This is a genomic window from Bradyrhizobium sp. (assembly GCF_030654605.1).
Taxonomy (GTDB): Bacteria; Pseudomonadota; Alphaproteobacteria; order Rhizobiales; family Xanthobacteraceae; genus Bradyrhizobium.
In genome coordinates, this window is record NZ_JAURXB010000026.1 from 26018 (window position 1) to 40444 (window position 14427).

Genomic DNA, 14427 nt, shown 5'->3' on the forward strand with positions numbered 1-14427 from the left:
GAAAGCCTCATACGGTCAGGGCGTGACCGGCTTGCGATAGACGTCCTTGGCCGCGAGCATGCCGTCCCTGAAGGTATAACGTTCGATGCCGCGCTGTTCTCGCTGTTCGCCGCTGACTCTCAAGGTTTCGCTGACGCGAAAGGTCATGAAGGTCACCTCGCCGGCATGATGGTAGGCTATCTCGTGGAAACGTTGCGCCGAGAAAAGTGCCTTCTGCCCGGCCAGATGCTCGCGAATCGCCGCGGGGCCGGCGAGGGCCTTGCTGGTGGCGAGGCCGTCATGGAAGCTCCAGAGAAAGTCCGATGTGACGATCTTGTAGAGCGCGTCCATGTCGTTCTGGAACAGGGCGCGCGCGAAGCCCTTGAGCAGTTCGTATCGTTCTGCAGGTGACGGGATCATTCCGCTGCCACGCCTTTGAGCATTGCAGCCTGACGCGCGGTCACCACCACCTTGATGGCGTCCTCGACCCGATCGCGTGCGTACCGAAGGGCGGTCGGCAGGTCGTCCAGCGCAAACGTATGGGTATGGATTTTCGTCGCGTCGAACCGCTTTTCCGCCATCAGCGCCATCGCGCGCCGCGTGGCGCTGCGGCCCTCTCCCCTGATGCCGTAGACGTAAATGTTGTTCTTCACCAGATGCGCCAGGTCGGTCGTGACAGGATCGTGCGGAAAGGCCGCCAGGCAGATCTTTCCGCCGCGATTCGCCATGTGGATGGCTTGATTGACCGTGGCCTCGGTGCCGGCGCACTCGATCACATAATCCGCGCCGATCCCGCCGGTGAGTTCTCTGACGACATCGACGGCGTTGTCCTCGGCGATATTGATAACGCGGTCCGCGCCCAACTCGCTGCCGATCGCAAGGCGCTTGTTGCGTGTTCCCGTCAGGATCACGGGGCTCGCGCCAAGCGCCTTGGCAACGGCCACCGCGAGCAGCCCGATCGGACCAGGGCCGATGACCACGACGCTTTCACCGGCCACCAGTCCGCCAAGCTCGGTGAGGCCGTACATCGACGTTCCGGCCGTGACGACAAGCGTGGCTTCCGCATCGCCCATGGTGTCGGGAACCCGCGCCAGCGTGTTGATATGATTGACCGCGTATTCGGCGAACCCGCCGTCGGTGGTAAAACCGTTGGCGCGGTGACCCTTGTCGGGCTTTCCGTAGTTGAGGCACGAGGTGTACATGCCCTGGCGGCAGCGCTTGCACTGGCCGCAGCCGGCATGGATTTCCACGCTGACGCGTTCGCCGATGGCAAACTCGTCGACGGCGGGCCCGAGGGCAGCGACCGTGCCCATGTATTCATGACCCGGCGTAAAGTTCCTGTTGAAGGGCAGGCCACCCTGGATGCTTGCAGGCGACCCGCCGTGGATGATCTCAAGGTCGGTGGCACAGATCGCAACGGCGTCGATACGGACCAGCACCTCCGCGCGCCCCGGTACCGGGGTGGGCTTGTCGCGTAGAAGGAGTTCATCCGGGTTTCCCAGAACCCAGGCTTTCATCCGCGCGGGGATGAAAAATTCGGGCGATCTCGTAACGCCGGCAGGGTCGTACATTGGCGCGCTCCCCATCTGTGACCTCGGACGTTACTGGGCCAACATAATACTGGAAAGGGGGCGGGCAAAGATTAGACAGCAAGCCTGTCTCTTTTTGCCGGGAAGCCGAAAGACTGCCGATGCCGACTCTGCTATCGTCGCAGGGCAGATTGGCTTCACACTTGGGGAGTGGAGTTCATGAAGAGGCTCGTTGAGATTCGCAACCAGGAATTTCTTTGCCGAGAGCGTGCTTTGCGGGATTCCGAGCGCAAGAGTTTCTGGCTGGCGAAGGCGGCAGAGTGGGAGCAATGCGCGCTCGATGAAATTGCGTTCCACTTCAGGGAATGCAACCTCGATATGGCCGCTGCCCGCTAATGCGAGCGCCCGAAGCATTGTAGCGGCGGAAGCGTTGATTGCAGCGCCCGAGGGAGCGCGTCATCAGTTGTATAGGTCGCGCCTGGAGCGCGCTTTTCGTCCTCGAACAGCCTGCGGCGAGAACGCGTTAATGCCGCCGTTCCGGTTTGGTAATGGTCTGCCTGACTTCGGCGCCGCAATCGGAGCACTCGTAGATGAAGTCGATCTTCGCCATGCTCCAATGCGGCTCGACCTCCCTCACGAACATCGGGAGTAGTCCCATACAGCCGGGGCAGATGATCGGCGCGGTCTCAGCTACGTGATGCTGGATGTAGGCTGGCATGTCGGCTCTCCTTCGCAGCGGAAGCACGGTAGATTCAACCCCAAGGTAACTTACCGCGTTGGCCGGATGCTCCTCATCAACTCTTGCGAACGGACAAAGAACGGTCGCACAATCCTGGCGCATGTGGCTTTGTAGTAACATCGAAAATCGACCGGCAAATTTCTCGCTTCGGTCCGGCGCGGCCTTCGCTTCGATCAAACAAGCTCGTGCTTCCTGAGGTCGCGGGCGTGATCGAAACGGCTGGCCTGCGGATCGGCGTCAGACGTCCGGATCTCGGGAACGGCTGCCTCGGCGAGGATTTCCGCCGTGATATCGTCAACCGAGGTGTCGGCGACCTCGTGGATGAAACTGATGTTGTTGTATTCGCCCGACGCCACCCGCGAGATGACTTCGCGTCGCGTGATTTCAGGATCGACAATCGCCTCCCGTCCGCGCCGCCCATAGTCGATCATCACGACGAAATATTGCATGGACCCTCACGCCTCGCGCCGGCCACGGCAAGGGGCCATGGCGAACGAGGTTATATTGTTTCCGAAAATCAGAAATAGGTCAAGTTAAAAATTCGGAAAATAAGAAACATGGCGGTGGTCGACGTAGTTTGGCCCTGTGCCGGCGCGAATCGCCAGCTACGGCTTCGCCGATTCGGGGGCCTTACTTCTGGGCTTTGGCCGCCTTGCGCGCCCGGGCGGCGGCCTTGGCCCGCAGGCGCTCGATCTGGCCCTTTGGCAGGGTAAGATAGATCTCGCCGATCCATTCCAGCTTCACCCCGTTGATCGCCTTAGCGTTGAAACTGGTGAGATTGACCTGAGCGGGAGATTTGCCGCGTTCGATGGTTTTCAGGTAGCGCTCGCCGGTCTTCAGCCGCACTGCGGCCTCTTCGCCGTAAAAGCTCGAGACGGGATGCCGCTGCTCCTTGAAAACCACGATAATGTCGCCGTTCTCGTATTTCGGCAGCATGGAATCGCCTGATACCTCGAAGGCGATGGTTTCCTCCGAAATGGGGAAGGGTAGTTCGACCTCGCCGAGGCCTTCCGGCGGCACCTGTTCGTGTTCCGGCTCGATCACGGCGCCGGCGCCGACCCGGCCCATGATCGGCACCGTGTTCAGATCCAGATATTCGGTGATTAGAGGGATCTCAGACGCCTTGATCAGGCGTATCCCCGACAGGATTTCCGAGACGGCCCCCGGACGAACGCCCATCGCGGCCGCCAGGCCCCCCTTGGTCTTACCCGGCTTTTCCAGTGCCCGCTCAATCAACCCAATATCCAGCATGGTGCTTCCCTTCCGAATTGCCCTATTCTTTCCGATATTCGGAAATATAGCAATTACGATTATCAGAATCAAGGCTTGACTTTTATTTCCGATTATCGGAAATTGATGCTTCGCGGGCGCCGAGACGGTTCGTCCGAGCGGCGCTCCATATTTGCGGCCGCCAGCATTTGGGGAGAATCAAGACAATGCAGATCAACTGGCCTCCCGAGCATTGCGATGCGCTGCGGGAATACCTCGCCAAGGGCATGTCCTTTGCCGAAGCTGCCGATGCGATCAACGCCAAGTACGCTACCGCCTATTCCCGCAATGCCGCCATCGGCCGGGCAAAGCGGATGGGACTCGCGGCCCTGGACCGGCCAAAGCGGCTGTCGAGGGTGCCGCGACAGCTCCATGCAACGCAGCTTCGCAAAAACGCCGAGCGCGCGGTCGAAGCGAAGCCGGAGCCGGAGCCGGAGCCGCCGATTTCCGAACGGCCAGAGCGCGTAAAACTCCGCTGCGTCCAGATCATGCCGCGACATCTGTCGGTGATCGACCTGGAAACCGGCGATTGCCGGTATCCCTATGGCGGCGACGCCGAGGACGAGCCCATCACCTTCTGCGGTCATCCGCAGCGCGAAGGCTCGAGCTACTGCCTCGGGCATTTTCACCTGACCCGTGGTCCCGGCACGGCTTCGGAACGGGGGGCCATCCCGGTGGCGCTGCGGCTGGTGGCGGCGGCATGACCATGATCGCCTGGCCGGCAAATCCGATCTTACGAATGGAGAAATGAAGCATGGCACGGGCCAAACGCAGAAGGCCGCATGATCCGGCAAAGATACATGACCGGCGATCCCGCGATCTGCCGCGCAACGCGGAAGTCGCCGCGGTTGAAGTGGACGATCCCCTCGGTCTGGAACCGGGCGACAAGATTGTCACCCTGCGCTCGATCCGCAACGATCCGCTGGGCCGCATGCACTCGCATCGCCATGTCGACGAAGCGCAATATCGCGGCGGGCGGGCCTTTCAGGCCGATTGGGAAAAGGCCGAGCGCGGGCCACAGGCGGTCGATCCGACCAGGGACTTTGTCGATGGCGGTCAGGTGCGGGAGCCGATTACCGAGGGCCAGCGCAAGGCAGTGCTGCGGCTGAACCGCGTCGAGCTGGAACTCGGCGCGGACGGCGCGGCGCTGGTGCACGATGTTCTGATCCAGGGCATGACGATGGAGCAGGTCGGGGGACGACGTGGATTGCGCGCCCAGCGCTGGAAGGACTATTTCGTACGAAGGTTTCGGGAATGTCTCGACCGGCTCGCTCTGATTTACGGGTTCGCGACGGAGAAGCGATAGTGTGCACCGCAACTTCGCAAACCTCCCGCTCGGATAGTCGGCAATAACGCTCCTTCCGGCCCGCTCTAATTTCCTTCCGGGAGGCGCGAGTCAATATTGGCTTCCATCGCGGCACTCTCTTGCATACGCTAGCCGTTTGCAGGCATGCTGCAGAGCGACTTTCGCTAGTCGCGAACGCCCAAAATCCCGACAAAGGGATGGGTATTACGGGAGGGAAGCCTATGAAGCGCAGAACAGTACTCGCCGGGCTCGGTGCAACGGCCGCCGCTGGCGTGCTCGGCATGCCATCGATCCTGAAGGCGCAGGCGCCCGTCACGCTGAACGGCGCGGTGCAGTTCAACGATGATCATGCCTTCACCAAGGCTCTGGTCAGGTTTGAAGAGCTGGTGAAGAAATATTACGGCAAGCCGGTCAATTTCACGCTGCACAAGAACTCATCGCTTGGTCTTGAGAAACAGTATTTCGAGTACATGTCGCAGGGCAAGGCGGTCGATTACGGCATCGTCTCTCCCGCCCATATGTCGACCTTCGCCAAGGCGGCTCCGTTTATCGATGCTCCGTTCGTCTTCAAGGGCATCGAGCACATGAACAAGGTCGTTGCAGCGAGCATCCTGGCGCCGATCGCCGACGAAGTCGCCGGGAAGGCCGAGGTAGTCCTGATCGGCTATGCCGGCGGCGGCATTCGCAATATCTTCGCCAACAAGCCGCTCAAGAACCTGGCCGATATCAAGGGCCTCAAGGTACGCGTGCAGGGCGCGCCGATCTGGTCGAAGACGTTCGCGGCCGCCGGCATGTCTCCGACGGTCATTGCCTATAATGAGGTCTACAACGCCATTCAGAACGGCGTGATTTCGGCCGGAGAAAACGAGGCGGCGGGGGTCGAAGCGATGAAGTTCTACGAAGTTGCGCCGCATCTCAATCTGACCCAGCATGCGGTGTCGATCCGCCCGATCTGCTTCTCGGTCAAGACGCTCAAGACTCTGCCCAAGGACTTGCAGGACGCGATCATGAAGGCGGGCAAGGAGGCCGGCGATTTCGGCCGGCAACTCGAGTCGAGCGAGGAAGTCATCAAGCTCGATGCCCTGGAAAAGGCCGGCAAGCTCAAGCGGGTTCCGTTCGAGGAGCGTGACGCGATGAAGAAGCTTACCGATCCCGTGATGGCCACCTACGCCAAGGAGATCGGTGCCGAAGCCATCTTTGAAAAGATCAACGCCGCCTGAACCAGAAATCGTTGAACGAGAATTCGGGGCAAGCCTCGCGGCTTGCCCCGCTTGATGACTGTATTTGCGCGGGGGCCAATGACCGAAATACCGATGCCATCCCAGCCGTCGTTGTGGCGACGCGTGACGGCCGGCTATGCCAAATTGCTGGAAATCCTGCTGGGAGCCTGCGTCGGCATCCTGATCATTCCCGTCACGCTGCAAATCATCTCGCGCTACACCCCTTTCATTCCGTCCTACATCTGGACCGAGGAGATGGCGCGGTTTCTGTTCGTATGGACCATCATGATCGGGGCGATGGTCGGCGTCAGGGAAGCGCAGCATTTCGAAGTCGATGTATGGCCCGATTTGTCGCGGCGGTCCGAAGCCGCGGTACGGATCCTGTCGCGGCTCGGCATCCTGGCGCTGGCGCTGGTGTTCGTGTGGGCGGGCATCGAGTTCACGCGGTTTGCCTGGAATCGAACCTCGGAGCTGGCCGACCTGCCGCTCTGGCTGATTCACGTCGCATGGCCGGTAGCGGGTTTCACCTGGATCGCGTTCGCGGGCGAACAGATCGTCGATGAAGCACGGATCCTGTTCGGGGCAGAACGATGAGCGGCAGTGTCCTTTCCGCCGGGCAGGCCGCAATGGTTCTGTTCGGCACCTTCGTGGCGCTGCTCGTCATCCGCGTGCCGGTCGCGTTCGCGCTCGGGCTCGCATGCCTGCCGATCCTGCTGATCGAGCCGCGGCTGTCAATGATGATGCTCGCGCAGGAGACCTTCAATGCCTACAACTCCTTCATCCTGCTGTCGGTGCCGTTCTTCCTCTTGACGGCAAACCTGATGAGCATCGGCGGCATCACCGACCGGCTGGTGGCGCTTTCGCGCGCCATGGTCGGGCATTGGCCGGGATCGCTGGCGCAGATCAATGTCGTGTTGTCGGTGTTCTTCGCCGGCATCTCCGGTTCCTCGACCGCCGATGCGGCGAGCCAGTCGAAGATCTTCATCGATGCCCAGACCAAGGAGGGTTACGACCTCTCGTTCTCGATCGCCATTACCGCGGTGTCGGCCGTGCTTGCGGTTATCATCCCGCCATCGATCCTGATGATCGTATGGGGCGGGCTGATCTCTACATCGATCGCCGCGATGTATCTGGCCGGCATCATCCCGGGATTGCTGATCGCAGGCGCGCAGGTGGCGACCGTGCATATTTATGCGGTGCGTCGTGGCTATCCGACCTATCCGAAATCCACCTGGATAGAGATGTGGTACTCGGTCTGGCGCTCGATTCCGGCGCTGGTGACGCCGTTCATCATCGTCGGCGGCATCCTGCTCGGCTGGTTCACCGCGACCGAGTCCGCCTGCGTCGCGGTGCTGTATTCCATGGCGCTGTCGACCTTCTTTTACCGGGAAACCGGAGCCAAGGAGCTGTACAAGGCCTTTCTCGACACCGGACGGCTCGCAGGCGTCGCGCTGTTCTGCATCGGGACTGCGAGCGCGTTCGGCTGGTTGCTGGCCTACTACAAGATTCCGCAGGCGCTGCTGGAGAATGTCTCTACCTGGGGAATGGGTCCGATCGCGGCGGGTTTCTTCATCTCCTTCTGTTTTCTGGTCGTGGGCTGCTTTCTCGATGCCATTCCGGCGATCGTGATCGTCGGCACTGTGCTGGAGCCATTGGCGAGGTCTGTCGACCTGCATCCGGTGCAATTCGCGATCATCTCGATCGTTTCGCTGGCGTTCGGACTGGTGACGCCGCCGTATGGCTTGTGTCTCCTGATCGCGTGCTCGATCGCGGGCGTGCGGCTGCGCTATGCGCTCAAGGACACGGTGATCATGCTGATACCGATGCTGCTGGTGCTGGCGGCGCTGATCATCTGGCCGGACGTATCGCTGTTCCTGCCGCGGCTGATCGTGCCTGATATGCTTAAATAGCAGCGGATCCGGCTGGTCAGGCTCATGCGAATCAGGAAGGGGCGGCCGATGGCCGGAAGCGGGGCATCCATGCGCCGGGGTTGATTGCGCATCCATGAGCGTCCGGGCTATCAATCGGCGGCCCGTCGAAATCATCCAGGACAGAACGTATGACCGCCAGACCGCAATTACCGGATCGCACGCCGCGCGCGAAGGACGTGCCGACCGCACTTGACGGGCTGCTGGTGATCGATTTCACCCGTGTCGTCGCAGGACCGGCCTGCACGCAGACGCTGGCCGATTTCGGCGCCGAGGTCATCAAGATCGAGAATCCGGATGGCGGCGACGATACGCGAAGCTATGAACACGCCGATCTCGCCGGGGAAAGCGCCGCCTTTATCAGCTTGAATCGCAACAAGCGCGGCATCGTTCTCGATTTCACCAACGCGGCGGCGTGCGTGGTCGCGCGCGAATTGATCGCACGGGCCGACGTGGTAGTGGAGAATTTCTCCGCCAGCGTGATGAAGAAGTATGGCCTCGACTATGCGTCGGTGGCACCGGCCAATCCCCGGCTGGTCTATTGCTCGATCTCGGCCTATGGCCGCCAGGGACCGTTTGCATCCCGTCCCGGCTTTGATCCGATCACGCAGGCCGAGAGCGGGTTCATGTCGCTGAACGGCTTTCCGGACGGGCCGCCGGTGCGAACCGGGCCGCCCGCGATCGACATGGTGACGGGCATGTCGGCCTGCAATGCCATCCTGCTGGCACTGTTGGCCCGCGACCGGCTCGGCCGCGGCCAGCAGGTCGAGGTGGCGTTGTTCGACGTGGCCTTGGGGATGACAGGATTTTACGGCATGGCCCATTTGATGACCGGCGAGAATTTCAGCCGTCAGGGCAATTCGCCGAACGGATCTCCCTCGGTCGGGCTCTACGATGCCGCCGACGCGCCGTTTTATATCGCCTGCGCCAATGACCGGCTGTATTGCCGCCTCGTCGTCGACGTGCTCGGCCGGCCCGATCTCGCCAGCGGTGAATTCGCCGACCGGCGTTCGCGGACGGCCAACAAGGACAAGTTGCGCGCGATACTCAACGAGATTTTTGCCGGCGACAGCCGCGAAAGCTGGGTGACGAAGATGAAGTCGGCCAATATTCCGGTCGGCTACCTTCGTACCGTCGAGGAAGCCTTTAATTCGCCGGAAGTACGCCAGCGCCATCGCGTCAGCCAGATCCCGCACCGGGCTGCGGGCACCGTGCCTCATATCGAGCAGCCGATCAGCCTCGGCCTGACGCCGGTCGCCGATCCCGTTGCGGCACCGATGCTGGGCGAGCACACCAGGGAAGTCCTGCGCAACACGCTCGGCTATGACGACGCCCGCATCGCCGCGCTCGCGGAGAAGGGGGCTTTTGGAGCGATGCGAAATGTTGGCTGAGCAGGGACCACCGACGGGCAAGTGCCGTTCGCCAGAAGCGGGGAGCGCCAGGCCGGAACCCGATCTGGCATGGTTTGGCTGTTGAGGGCGTTTTTCGGCCCTCAGTTTGGCTTGCCGCGCGGGTTGTTCCTTGGCATACTTTCAACTTCGTCGGGTTCGGCCCGGTCAATTTCCAGCCGAGCCATCCGAAGAATCAATGTAGCCGTAGTCAAGCCGAGACGCTCTGCCTCTTGTGCTGCCGTGTCGACCTTTCGGGCCAAGCCTTCACGTTTGCCTGGATATGTCATTCCTGTTCCTCATCGAAGGTGCGAGATGAAAGATCCCACATTTGTTGCAGAGCTGCAGAAGAGGCTCGGAGCTCCATCGAGCGAAACTGTCGAAAGCCTGCGGCTGTTGAAGGCCTTTCTCAGACTTGCACCCGGCCAGCGCTTTGAAATCATCGAGCTGGTCGAACGCCTGGCCGCCGAGCCTGCCGGCAGCGATCCCTCATTGTCCTGAAGATCCTCGCTTTCCCGCACACCCGTCGCGTTAATTGCTGGCCGGATTGGCGGCGGGTGGAAGCGTCGCGATGGCATAGATCGCTTCATCCAGCGCCTCGGATTGGTGCAGTGTGCCGGCGGGCAGCAGGATGGTGTCGCCGGGCCGGCAAATGTGCTCGCCGCCATCCCACTCGAATTTCAGCGCGCCCTTGATGATCACCAGGATCTCATCCACCGGGTGGGTATGGAAATGATGCACTTTGCCGGCGGCATCGCGCTGTAACTCGACGCTGCCCTGCGCCGGGAGCAACGCCAGGATGTCGGGGTCGATGGTGAATTCCGTTTTCGTGCCAGCGATGATCCGGGTCATGCCGCTTGCTCCCTGTCTTTGGCTGGAGAGGTCTCGTTGTGCGCGAGCTTGGCAAATGGACATCCCGTCTCGGTATGGTTGTCGTCCGTCAAAAAGTATTGCTGGTATTCGCGTCCATCGGCGGCACCGTAGCGTCCAAGCAGCGGCGAGGGGCTGGTGCTGTCGTAGGGGATGAGCCGCTCACGTACTTGGGCGAACGCGGCCGTTGCGGCCTTTTCCGTCCCGAGGATCTTTTCAAACACCCAGCGCGGCTGAAACGTCAGCGTGAAGGTGCTGCAGCGGCGACTTTGTCGCATCACATGCGCCGGCGTGCTGCACACCACGAAGATCGGTTCACCCGCGAACGAGAACTCCCACATCGGATGGTCGATCTGTTCGGGGATAGTGTCCGGCCACGGACTCTTGTCCAGTTGCGCCAGCTGGTCGAGTGTATGCCACATTTTCCGGTGATAGGCGTCCAGCGTCTGCACCGGCCGCGGCCGGGTGAATACGATCAACGATGTGTTTGGTCCGTGCGAGCGGGATTCGGCCACGAACAGCGCGAGCTGTGCGCCGAGAACTTCAATGTCAAAGGGGTCGAGAAACAGATAGCGCAACTGGTCCTGCCGGTAGCCGGCGACGCCGAACACGCAGGGAAAGGGTCGCGCTTCGCTGCTCATTTGCGCCTCGAATTCGGAAAACATCACACTTTGCCACGTACTCACCGCGTGGCTCGATGCGACTTCGCCCCTCCTCAAATACAATCGCGACATCCTGTCCCTCTCCCGTTAATGCGGCTAGCGAACTATCAATTGGCTCCTCATCAGCAGCGGGCCGGCAATGCCCGGCAGCGACATGAGCAGCAGAATTCCAATCAGCGCGCTGTAGCCGGCATCGCCGACCGAGCCGGCCCCGGGCTCGAGCCCGGTCCCTGCAAGCTGGCTAACGCCAACCATGGCGAACCCAATGACGGGCTGTGAAGCGCCAGCGAAAATGCCCGCAGCCGTCGTGTTGACCGATGCGCCGACGCCGATCAGGTCGGCGGTGTAGAGCTTCTTGGTGCATTTCAGCACCAGCGGTACGGTTCCGCCGGCGACCAGTCCGAGTACCGAAAACACGACGGTGACATAGAGAAGGCCCAGCGCATGAGCGATCGGAGGCAGCAGCATCGCGATCAGGAGCATCCGCAGCAGGCAGATGCGGATCAGCGCGGTATCGAGCGCCGCGGATGCCCGGTCCGCCATATGGCCGAGGAAGATCGAACCGATTGCGTTGCCGACCATGAAGGCGAGCAGGGGGGCGCTGGCGGCCGACGGGGAGATGTTGAAGAAATGCGCCACCATCGGAATGCCCCATACGCCCGACAGCGTCGTCACCACGGCAAAATGGGACGCAAAGGTCATGGCGCATCCCCAGTTCGCCAATCGCGCCAGCGATTGGCGGCTGGCGGCGAGCACGCTCTTCAAGGTCTTGCTGCTATCCGACACCGGATCCGGTTTGAGCACGATGGAGGCGAAAGCGAGGTTGGCGACGCCGACGCAGGCGATGAAGACAAAGCAGGCGCGCCAGCCGAAGCCCGTCACCGCCGCGGCCAGCGGAGTCGTTGCCAGCACGCCGCCGACATAGCCCGAGACCTGCGAGATGCCCGACATCATGCCGAACCGTTCGTCCCTGAAACTGAGTGCGACAAGCTTCAAGAGCGCAGTGAAAACCAGCGCATCGCCGCAGGCAATGATCAGTCTCGCGGCAAAAACGTCGAGCAGGTTCGGCGCCAGTGCGAACGCCGCACTTCCGAGCGACGACGCGGCCATGCTGAACAGCACGACGCGCTTGACGCCGAAGCGGTCGACCAGAACTCCCGCCGGAATCTGCATCAGGGTGTAGCCCCAGAAGTAGCTTGAGGCGAGCATCGAGACACCGGCGGCGTCGGTAGATAAATCGGCCATGAAATCCAGGCTGACCGATTGCGGCGATACCCGCTGCAGGAACGCGATCGCGTAGGCGGTGGCCACCGCCGCCCAGGCCAGATAGGCGCGATCCGTCGGGCGGATGGCGGGAGCGAGCACGGTGTGTTGTTCCGTCAACGCCATCACACTCTCACAAGGCCGACCGAGAACAGGGCGTCCGCGGGGTCCGGGATGACGCGCTGCATCGCTTCGTCAGCCAGCGACGCTGCGCCGTGATAGGCCTGACGGTGATGCTTGATGTGGCCGTAAGCGCCGCGCATGATCATGCCGGGTATTTCGAGGCTCTTGCCGGGATAGAGCAAGGTGCACATCTCGACGCAGGCGGCCTGCAGCCCAGGGTCCTGGGCGGTGCCGAGCAGCGAGGGCGTAACTTGCTCGCAGATCCTGGCGTTTGCCGCCCACACGATGGGATTGCGGGTGCGCCACCCATAAAGGATGCCGCCATCGCCGCTGTCGGCGACACCCAATGATCTCAGGATCTCCGTGGTGAAAAACCCGTAGAGGCCGCGGCCCTGATGGGCAGGAAGCACTTCGGTGCCGCTGCGGTAGATCGCCGGCCGGCCTGCGATCAACAGCTTGCGGTAGACCGAGAATGCCACCAGTCCAGAGGCGTCGTAGACCAGGATGAGGCTGAATTTCCTGTCGAACGGGGAGGAGGCCGGCGTCCAATGTGGCTCCGTCGCCTGCCAGTTGACGGCGATGATGTTGTTCATCGCATCCATCAATGGCCGCTGTTCGGCGGGGCTGACCCGCGTCGCATCCGGGAAACTGTAGACCGCGTAATCGGGCCAGGGCGATTTGATGGTTCCGTATTGGCGGCGCAGCTCTCGCGACATGTCCGACACCCCAGCTATCCTGGCGAGCTATACAGGCGAGCCCCGAATGGCTTAAAGGACAATATGCCCTCGAAATCTGCCAAACCCCGGCGGCCGGAGCCGCGCGAAAAATCCGCGGCAAGGCGCGTGGCGATCGTCGCGTTTCCCGGCGTGACCCTCCTCGATATTTCAGGCCCGGCGCAGGTTTTCGCGGAATTGCAGGCGATCGAGCTGCCCGGCGCGGGCTATTCGCTGTCCTACCTCTCCGCCTCCGGGGGCTTGGTGCCGACCGACGTCGGGATGATGATCGATACCGCCCCGATTTCCAGCATTCGGCCGAACCAGGTCGATACCCTGGTGATCCCGGGCGGTCCGGGGATCTGGGCGCTGCGGCAGGACGCCGTCATGATAGAATGGATTTCGGAGGTGCTGCCCAGGGCCCGGCGCGTGGCGTCCGTCTGTCTCGGAGCATTTGCGCTGGCCTGGACCGGCGCGCTGGACGGCAAGCGGGCCGCGACGCATTGGCGCTATTGTCCAAGACTGGCGGACGGGTTTCCCAAAATCAGCGTCGAGCCGAATGCGATCTTCGTCAAGGACGGGCGGGTCTGGACCTCGGCCGGGGTCAGCGCCGGCATCGACCTGGCGCTCGCCATGATCGAGGAGGATTTCGGCCATACTACCGCGCTCGACATCGCGCGCAGGCTGGTGGTGTTTCTCAAGCGCCCCGGCGGCCAGAGCCAGTTCTCAACCGTGCTGGCGGCGCAGGCTTCTGACGTCGAAGGGCGTTTCAGCGCGCTGCACGCCTGGATCATCGAAAATATCGCCGGCGATCTCAAGGTCGAAACCCTCGCCGGAAAAGCCGGCATGAGCCCGCGAACCTTCGCGCGTGCCTATACCAGCCGCACCGGAATGACGCCGGCAAGCGGGGTCGAAGCGTTGCGCGTGGAGACCGCGCGGCTGCTGCTGGAAAGCAGCGAAATTCGCGGCGTGGTCGATGTGGCCCGGCGGGCAGGCTTCGGCGATGACGAACGGATGCGGCGGGCGTTCATTCGCCACCTCGGCATATCGCCTTCGGAATACCGAAGTCGATTTTCGGGTTAGCCGCGGACGCCACGATGTTTTCCCGGTTCGTCCCGAAAATACGCCAAGCTCTGACATTTTTCGCCACAATCCAAAACGACGGTGTCGCCATGAAAACATTGGCCGTCATTTCGATTCTAGCGCTGCTCACGATCTCCGGGGCAGCCTACACGGATCAGGTTTTGATCGGCGAACAGGCGATGCAGGGTGCGAATTGAAGCCGGCGGTTGAAGCCGGCTTTTTCTGTCTGGGGGGACAACAACGATGCTTTCCGTGGATCAATTTTTGAGGTTCATTAGCGTGCCGGCCGTCATGGCCGCATTCCTGATCGCATCGCAGGTCTCCGGAGCAGGAATTTTCCACTCCGCAGCGGTGC

The 14427-nt window shown here is 61.9% G+C and carries 19 protein-coding genes; 10 read left to right on the plus strand and 9 right to left on the minus strand.

The genetic code is table 11. The features are described 5' to 3' along the window. Positions 1 to 15 precede the first annotated feature (15 nt). A complete protein-coding gene (locus Q7U29_RS02515) occupies positions 16 to 399 on the minus strand; it encodes a nuclear transport factor 2 family protein (protein ID WP_304737990.1) in 384 nt (127 codons plus the stop codon). Further along, positions 396 to 1550 (minus strand): zinc-binding dehydrogenase, encoded by a 1155-nt coding sequence (locus Q7U29_RS02520; protein WP_304737991.1) that lies wholly within the window; start codon positions 1548 to 1550, stop codon positions 396 to 398. The genes Q7U29_RS02515 and Q7U29_RS02520 overlap by 4 nt, the downstream gene beginning before the upstream one ends. Before the next feature lie 177 nt (positions 1551 to 1727). Between Q7U29_RS02520 and Q7U29_RS02525 the strand changes: the two genes are divergently transcribed. After that, positions 1728 to 1904, plus strand: coding sequence for a hypothetical protein (locus Q7U29_RS02525; protein WP_304737994.1), 177 nt, complete (start codon positions 1728 to 1730; stop codon positions 1902 to 1904). A 127-nt stretch (positions 1905 to 2031) separates the two neighbouring features. Here the strand turns inward: Q7U29_RS02525 and Q7U29_RS02530 are convergent, their stop codons facing one another. The 3 genes from Q7U29_RS02530 to Q7U29_RS02540 form a co-directional block, all read right to left on the minus strand. Continuing rightward, a complete protein-coding gene (locus tag Q7U29_RS02530; protein WP_304737996.1) occupies positions 2032 to 2226 on the minus strand; it encodes a hypothetical protein in 195 nt (64 codons plus the stop codon). Positions 2227 to 2420: 194 nt separating this feature from the next. Continuing rightward, positions 2421 to 2696 (minus strand): hypothetical protein, encoded by a 276-nt coding sequence (locus tag Q7U29_RS02535; RefSeq protein ID WP_304737999.1) that lies wholly within the window; start codon positions 2694 to 2696, stop codon positions 2421 to 2423. A gap of 181 nt (positions 2697 to 2877) precedes the next feature. Continuing rightward, on the minus strand, positions 2878 to 3498 hold the full coding sequence (locus Q7U29_RS02540; protein WP_304738069.1) for an XRE family transcriptional regulator: 621 nt from the start codon (positions 3496 to 3498) through the stop codon (positions 2878 to 2880). Between the two features lie 185 nt (positions 3499 to 3683). On the opposite strand from Q7U29_RS02540, the gene Q7U29_RS02545 reads away from it, so the two are divergent. The 7 genes from Q7U29_RS02545 to Q7U29_RS02575 all read left to right on the plus strand — a co-directional run bounded on the left by Q7U29_RS02545 (position 3684) and on the right by Q7U29_RS02575 (position 9859). Continuing rightward, positions 3684 to 4220 (plus strand): GcrA family cell cycle regulator, encoded by a 537-nt coding sequence (locus Q7U29_RS02545; RefSeq protein ID WP_304738002.1) that lies wholly within the window; start codon positions 3684 to 3686, stop codon positions 4218 to 4220. Between the two features lie 50 nt (positions 4221 to 4270). Next, positions 4271 to 4822, plus strand: coding sequence for a hypothetical protein (locus Q7U29_RS02550; RefSeq protein ID WP_304738004.1), 552 nt, complete (start codon positions 4271 to 4273; stop codon positions 4820 to 4822). 221 nt (positions 4823 to 5043) lie between these two features. Then, positions 5044 to 6042, plus strand: a complete 999-nt coding sequence (locus tag Q7U29_RS02555; RefSeq protein WP_304738006.1) for a TRAP transporter substrate-binding protein — start codon at positions 5044 to 5046, stop codon at positions 6040 to 6042. A 78-nt stretch (positions 6043 to 6120) separates the two neighbouring features. Further along, complete coding sequence (locus tag Q7U29_RS02560; RefSeq protein WP_304738009.1) at positions 6121 to 6636, plus strand: TRAP transporter small permease; 516 nt, start codon at positions 6121 to 6123, stop codon at positions 6634 to 6636. Then, positions 6633 to 7952 (plus strand): TRAP transporter large permease, encoded by a 1320-nt coding sequence (locus Q7U29_RS02565; RefSeq protein WP_304738012.1) that lies wholly within the window; start codon positions 6633 to 6635, stop codon positions 7950 to 7952. Before Q7U29_RS02560 ends, Q7U29_RS02565 begins: the two co-directional genes overlap by 4 nt. Positions 7953 to 8101: 149 nt before the next feature. Beyond that, a complete protein-coding gene (locus tag Q7U29_RS02570; protein ID WP_304738016.1) occupies positions 8102 to 9361 on the plus strand; it encodes a CaiB/BaiF CoA-transferase family protein in 1260 nt (419 codons plus the stop codon). A 312-nt stretch (positions 9362 to 9673) separates the two neighbouring features. Further along, positions 9674 to 9859: a hypothetical protein gene (locus Q7U29_RS02575; protein ID WP_304738019.1), complete on the plus strand. Its 186-nt coding sequence runs from the start codon at positions 9674 to 9676 to the stop codon at positions 9857 to 9859. A gap of 30 nt (positions 9860 to 9889) precedes the next feature. Here Q7U29_RS02575 and Q7U29_RS02580 read toward each other — a convergent pair whose 3' ends face one another. From Q7U29_RS02580 to Q7U29_RS02595, 4 genes are all read right to left on the minus strand, one after another. Continuing rightward, positions 9890 to 10210 carry a cupin domain-containing protein gene (locus tag Q7U29_RS02580; RefSeq protein WP_304738021.1) on the minus strand — a complete coding sequence of 107 codons (321 nt, stop codon included), beginning with the start codon at positions 10208 to 10210 and terminating at the stop codon, positions 9890 to 9892. Next, positions 10207 to 10893 carry a YqcI/YcgG family protein gene (locus Q7U29_RS02585; protein WP_304738023.1) on the minus strand — a complete coding sequence of 229 codons (687 nt, stop codon included), beginning with the start codon at positions 10891 to 10893 and terminating at the stop codon, positions 10207 to 10209. Before Q7U29_RS02585 ends, Q7U29_RS02580 begins: the two co-directional genes overlap by 4 nt. A 93-nt stretch (positions 10894 to 10986) precedes the next feature. Then, a complete protein-coding gene (locus tag Q7U29_RS02590; protein WP_304738024.1) occupies positions 10987 to 12279 on the minus strand; it encodes an MFS transporter in 1293 nt (430 codons plus the stop codon). Continuing rightward, the gene (locus Q7U29_RS02595; RefSeq protein WP_304738026.1) at positions 12279 to 12992 is read right to left on the minus strand and encodes a hypothetical protein; all 714 of its coding nucleotides are present in this window, start codon (positions 12990 to 12992) and stop codon (positions 12279 to 12281) included. Before Q7U29_RS02595 ends, Q7U29_RS02590 begins: the two co-directional genes overlap by 1 nt. 63 nt (positions 12993 to 13055) lie before the next feature. Here Q7U29_RS02595 and Q7U29_RS02600 point away from each other — a divergent pair, with 63 nt between their 5' ends. Beyond that, complete coding sequence (locus tag Q7U29_RS02600; RefSeq protein ID WP_304738029.1) at positions 13056 to 14072, plus strand: GlxA family transcriptional regulator; 1017 nt, start codon at positions 13056 to 13058, stop codon at positions 14070 to 14072. A 14-nt stretch (positions 14073 to 14086) separates the two neighbouring features. Next, on the plus strand, positions 14087 to 14269 hold the full coding sequence (locus Q7U29_RS02605; RefSeq protein ID WP_304738032.1) for a hypothetical protein: 183 nt from the start codon (positions 14087 to 14089) through the stop codon (positions 14267 to 14269). Positions 14270 to 14427: the final 158 nt, after the last annotated feature.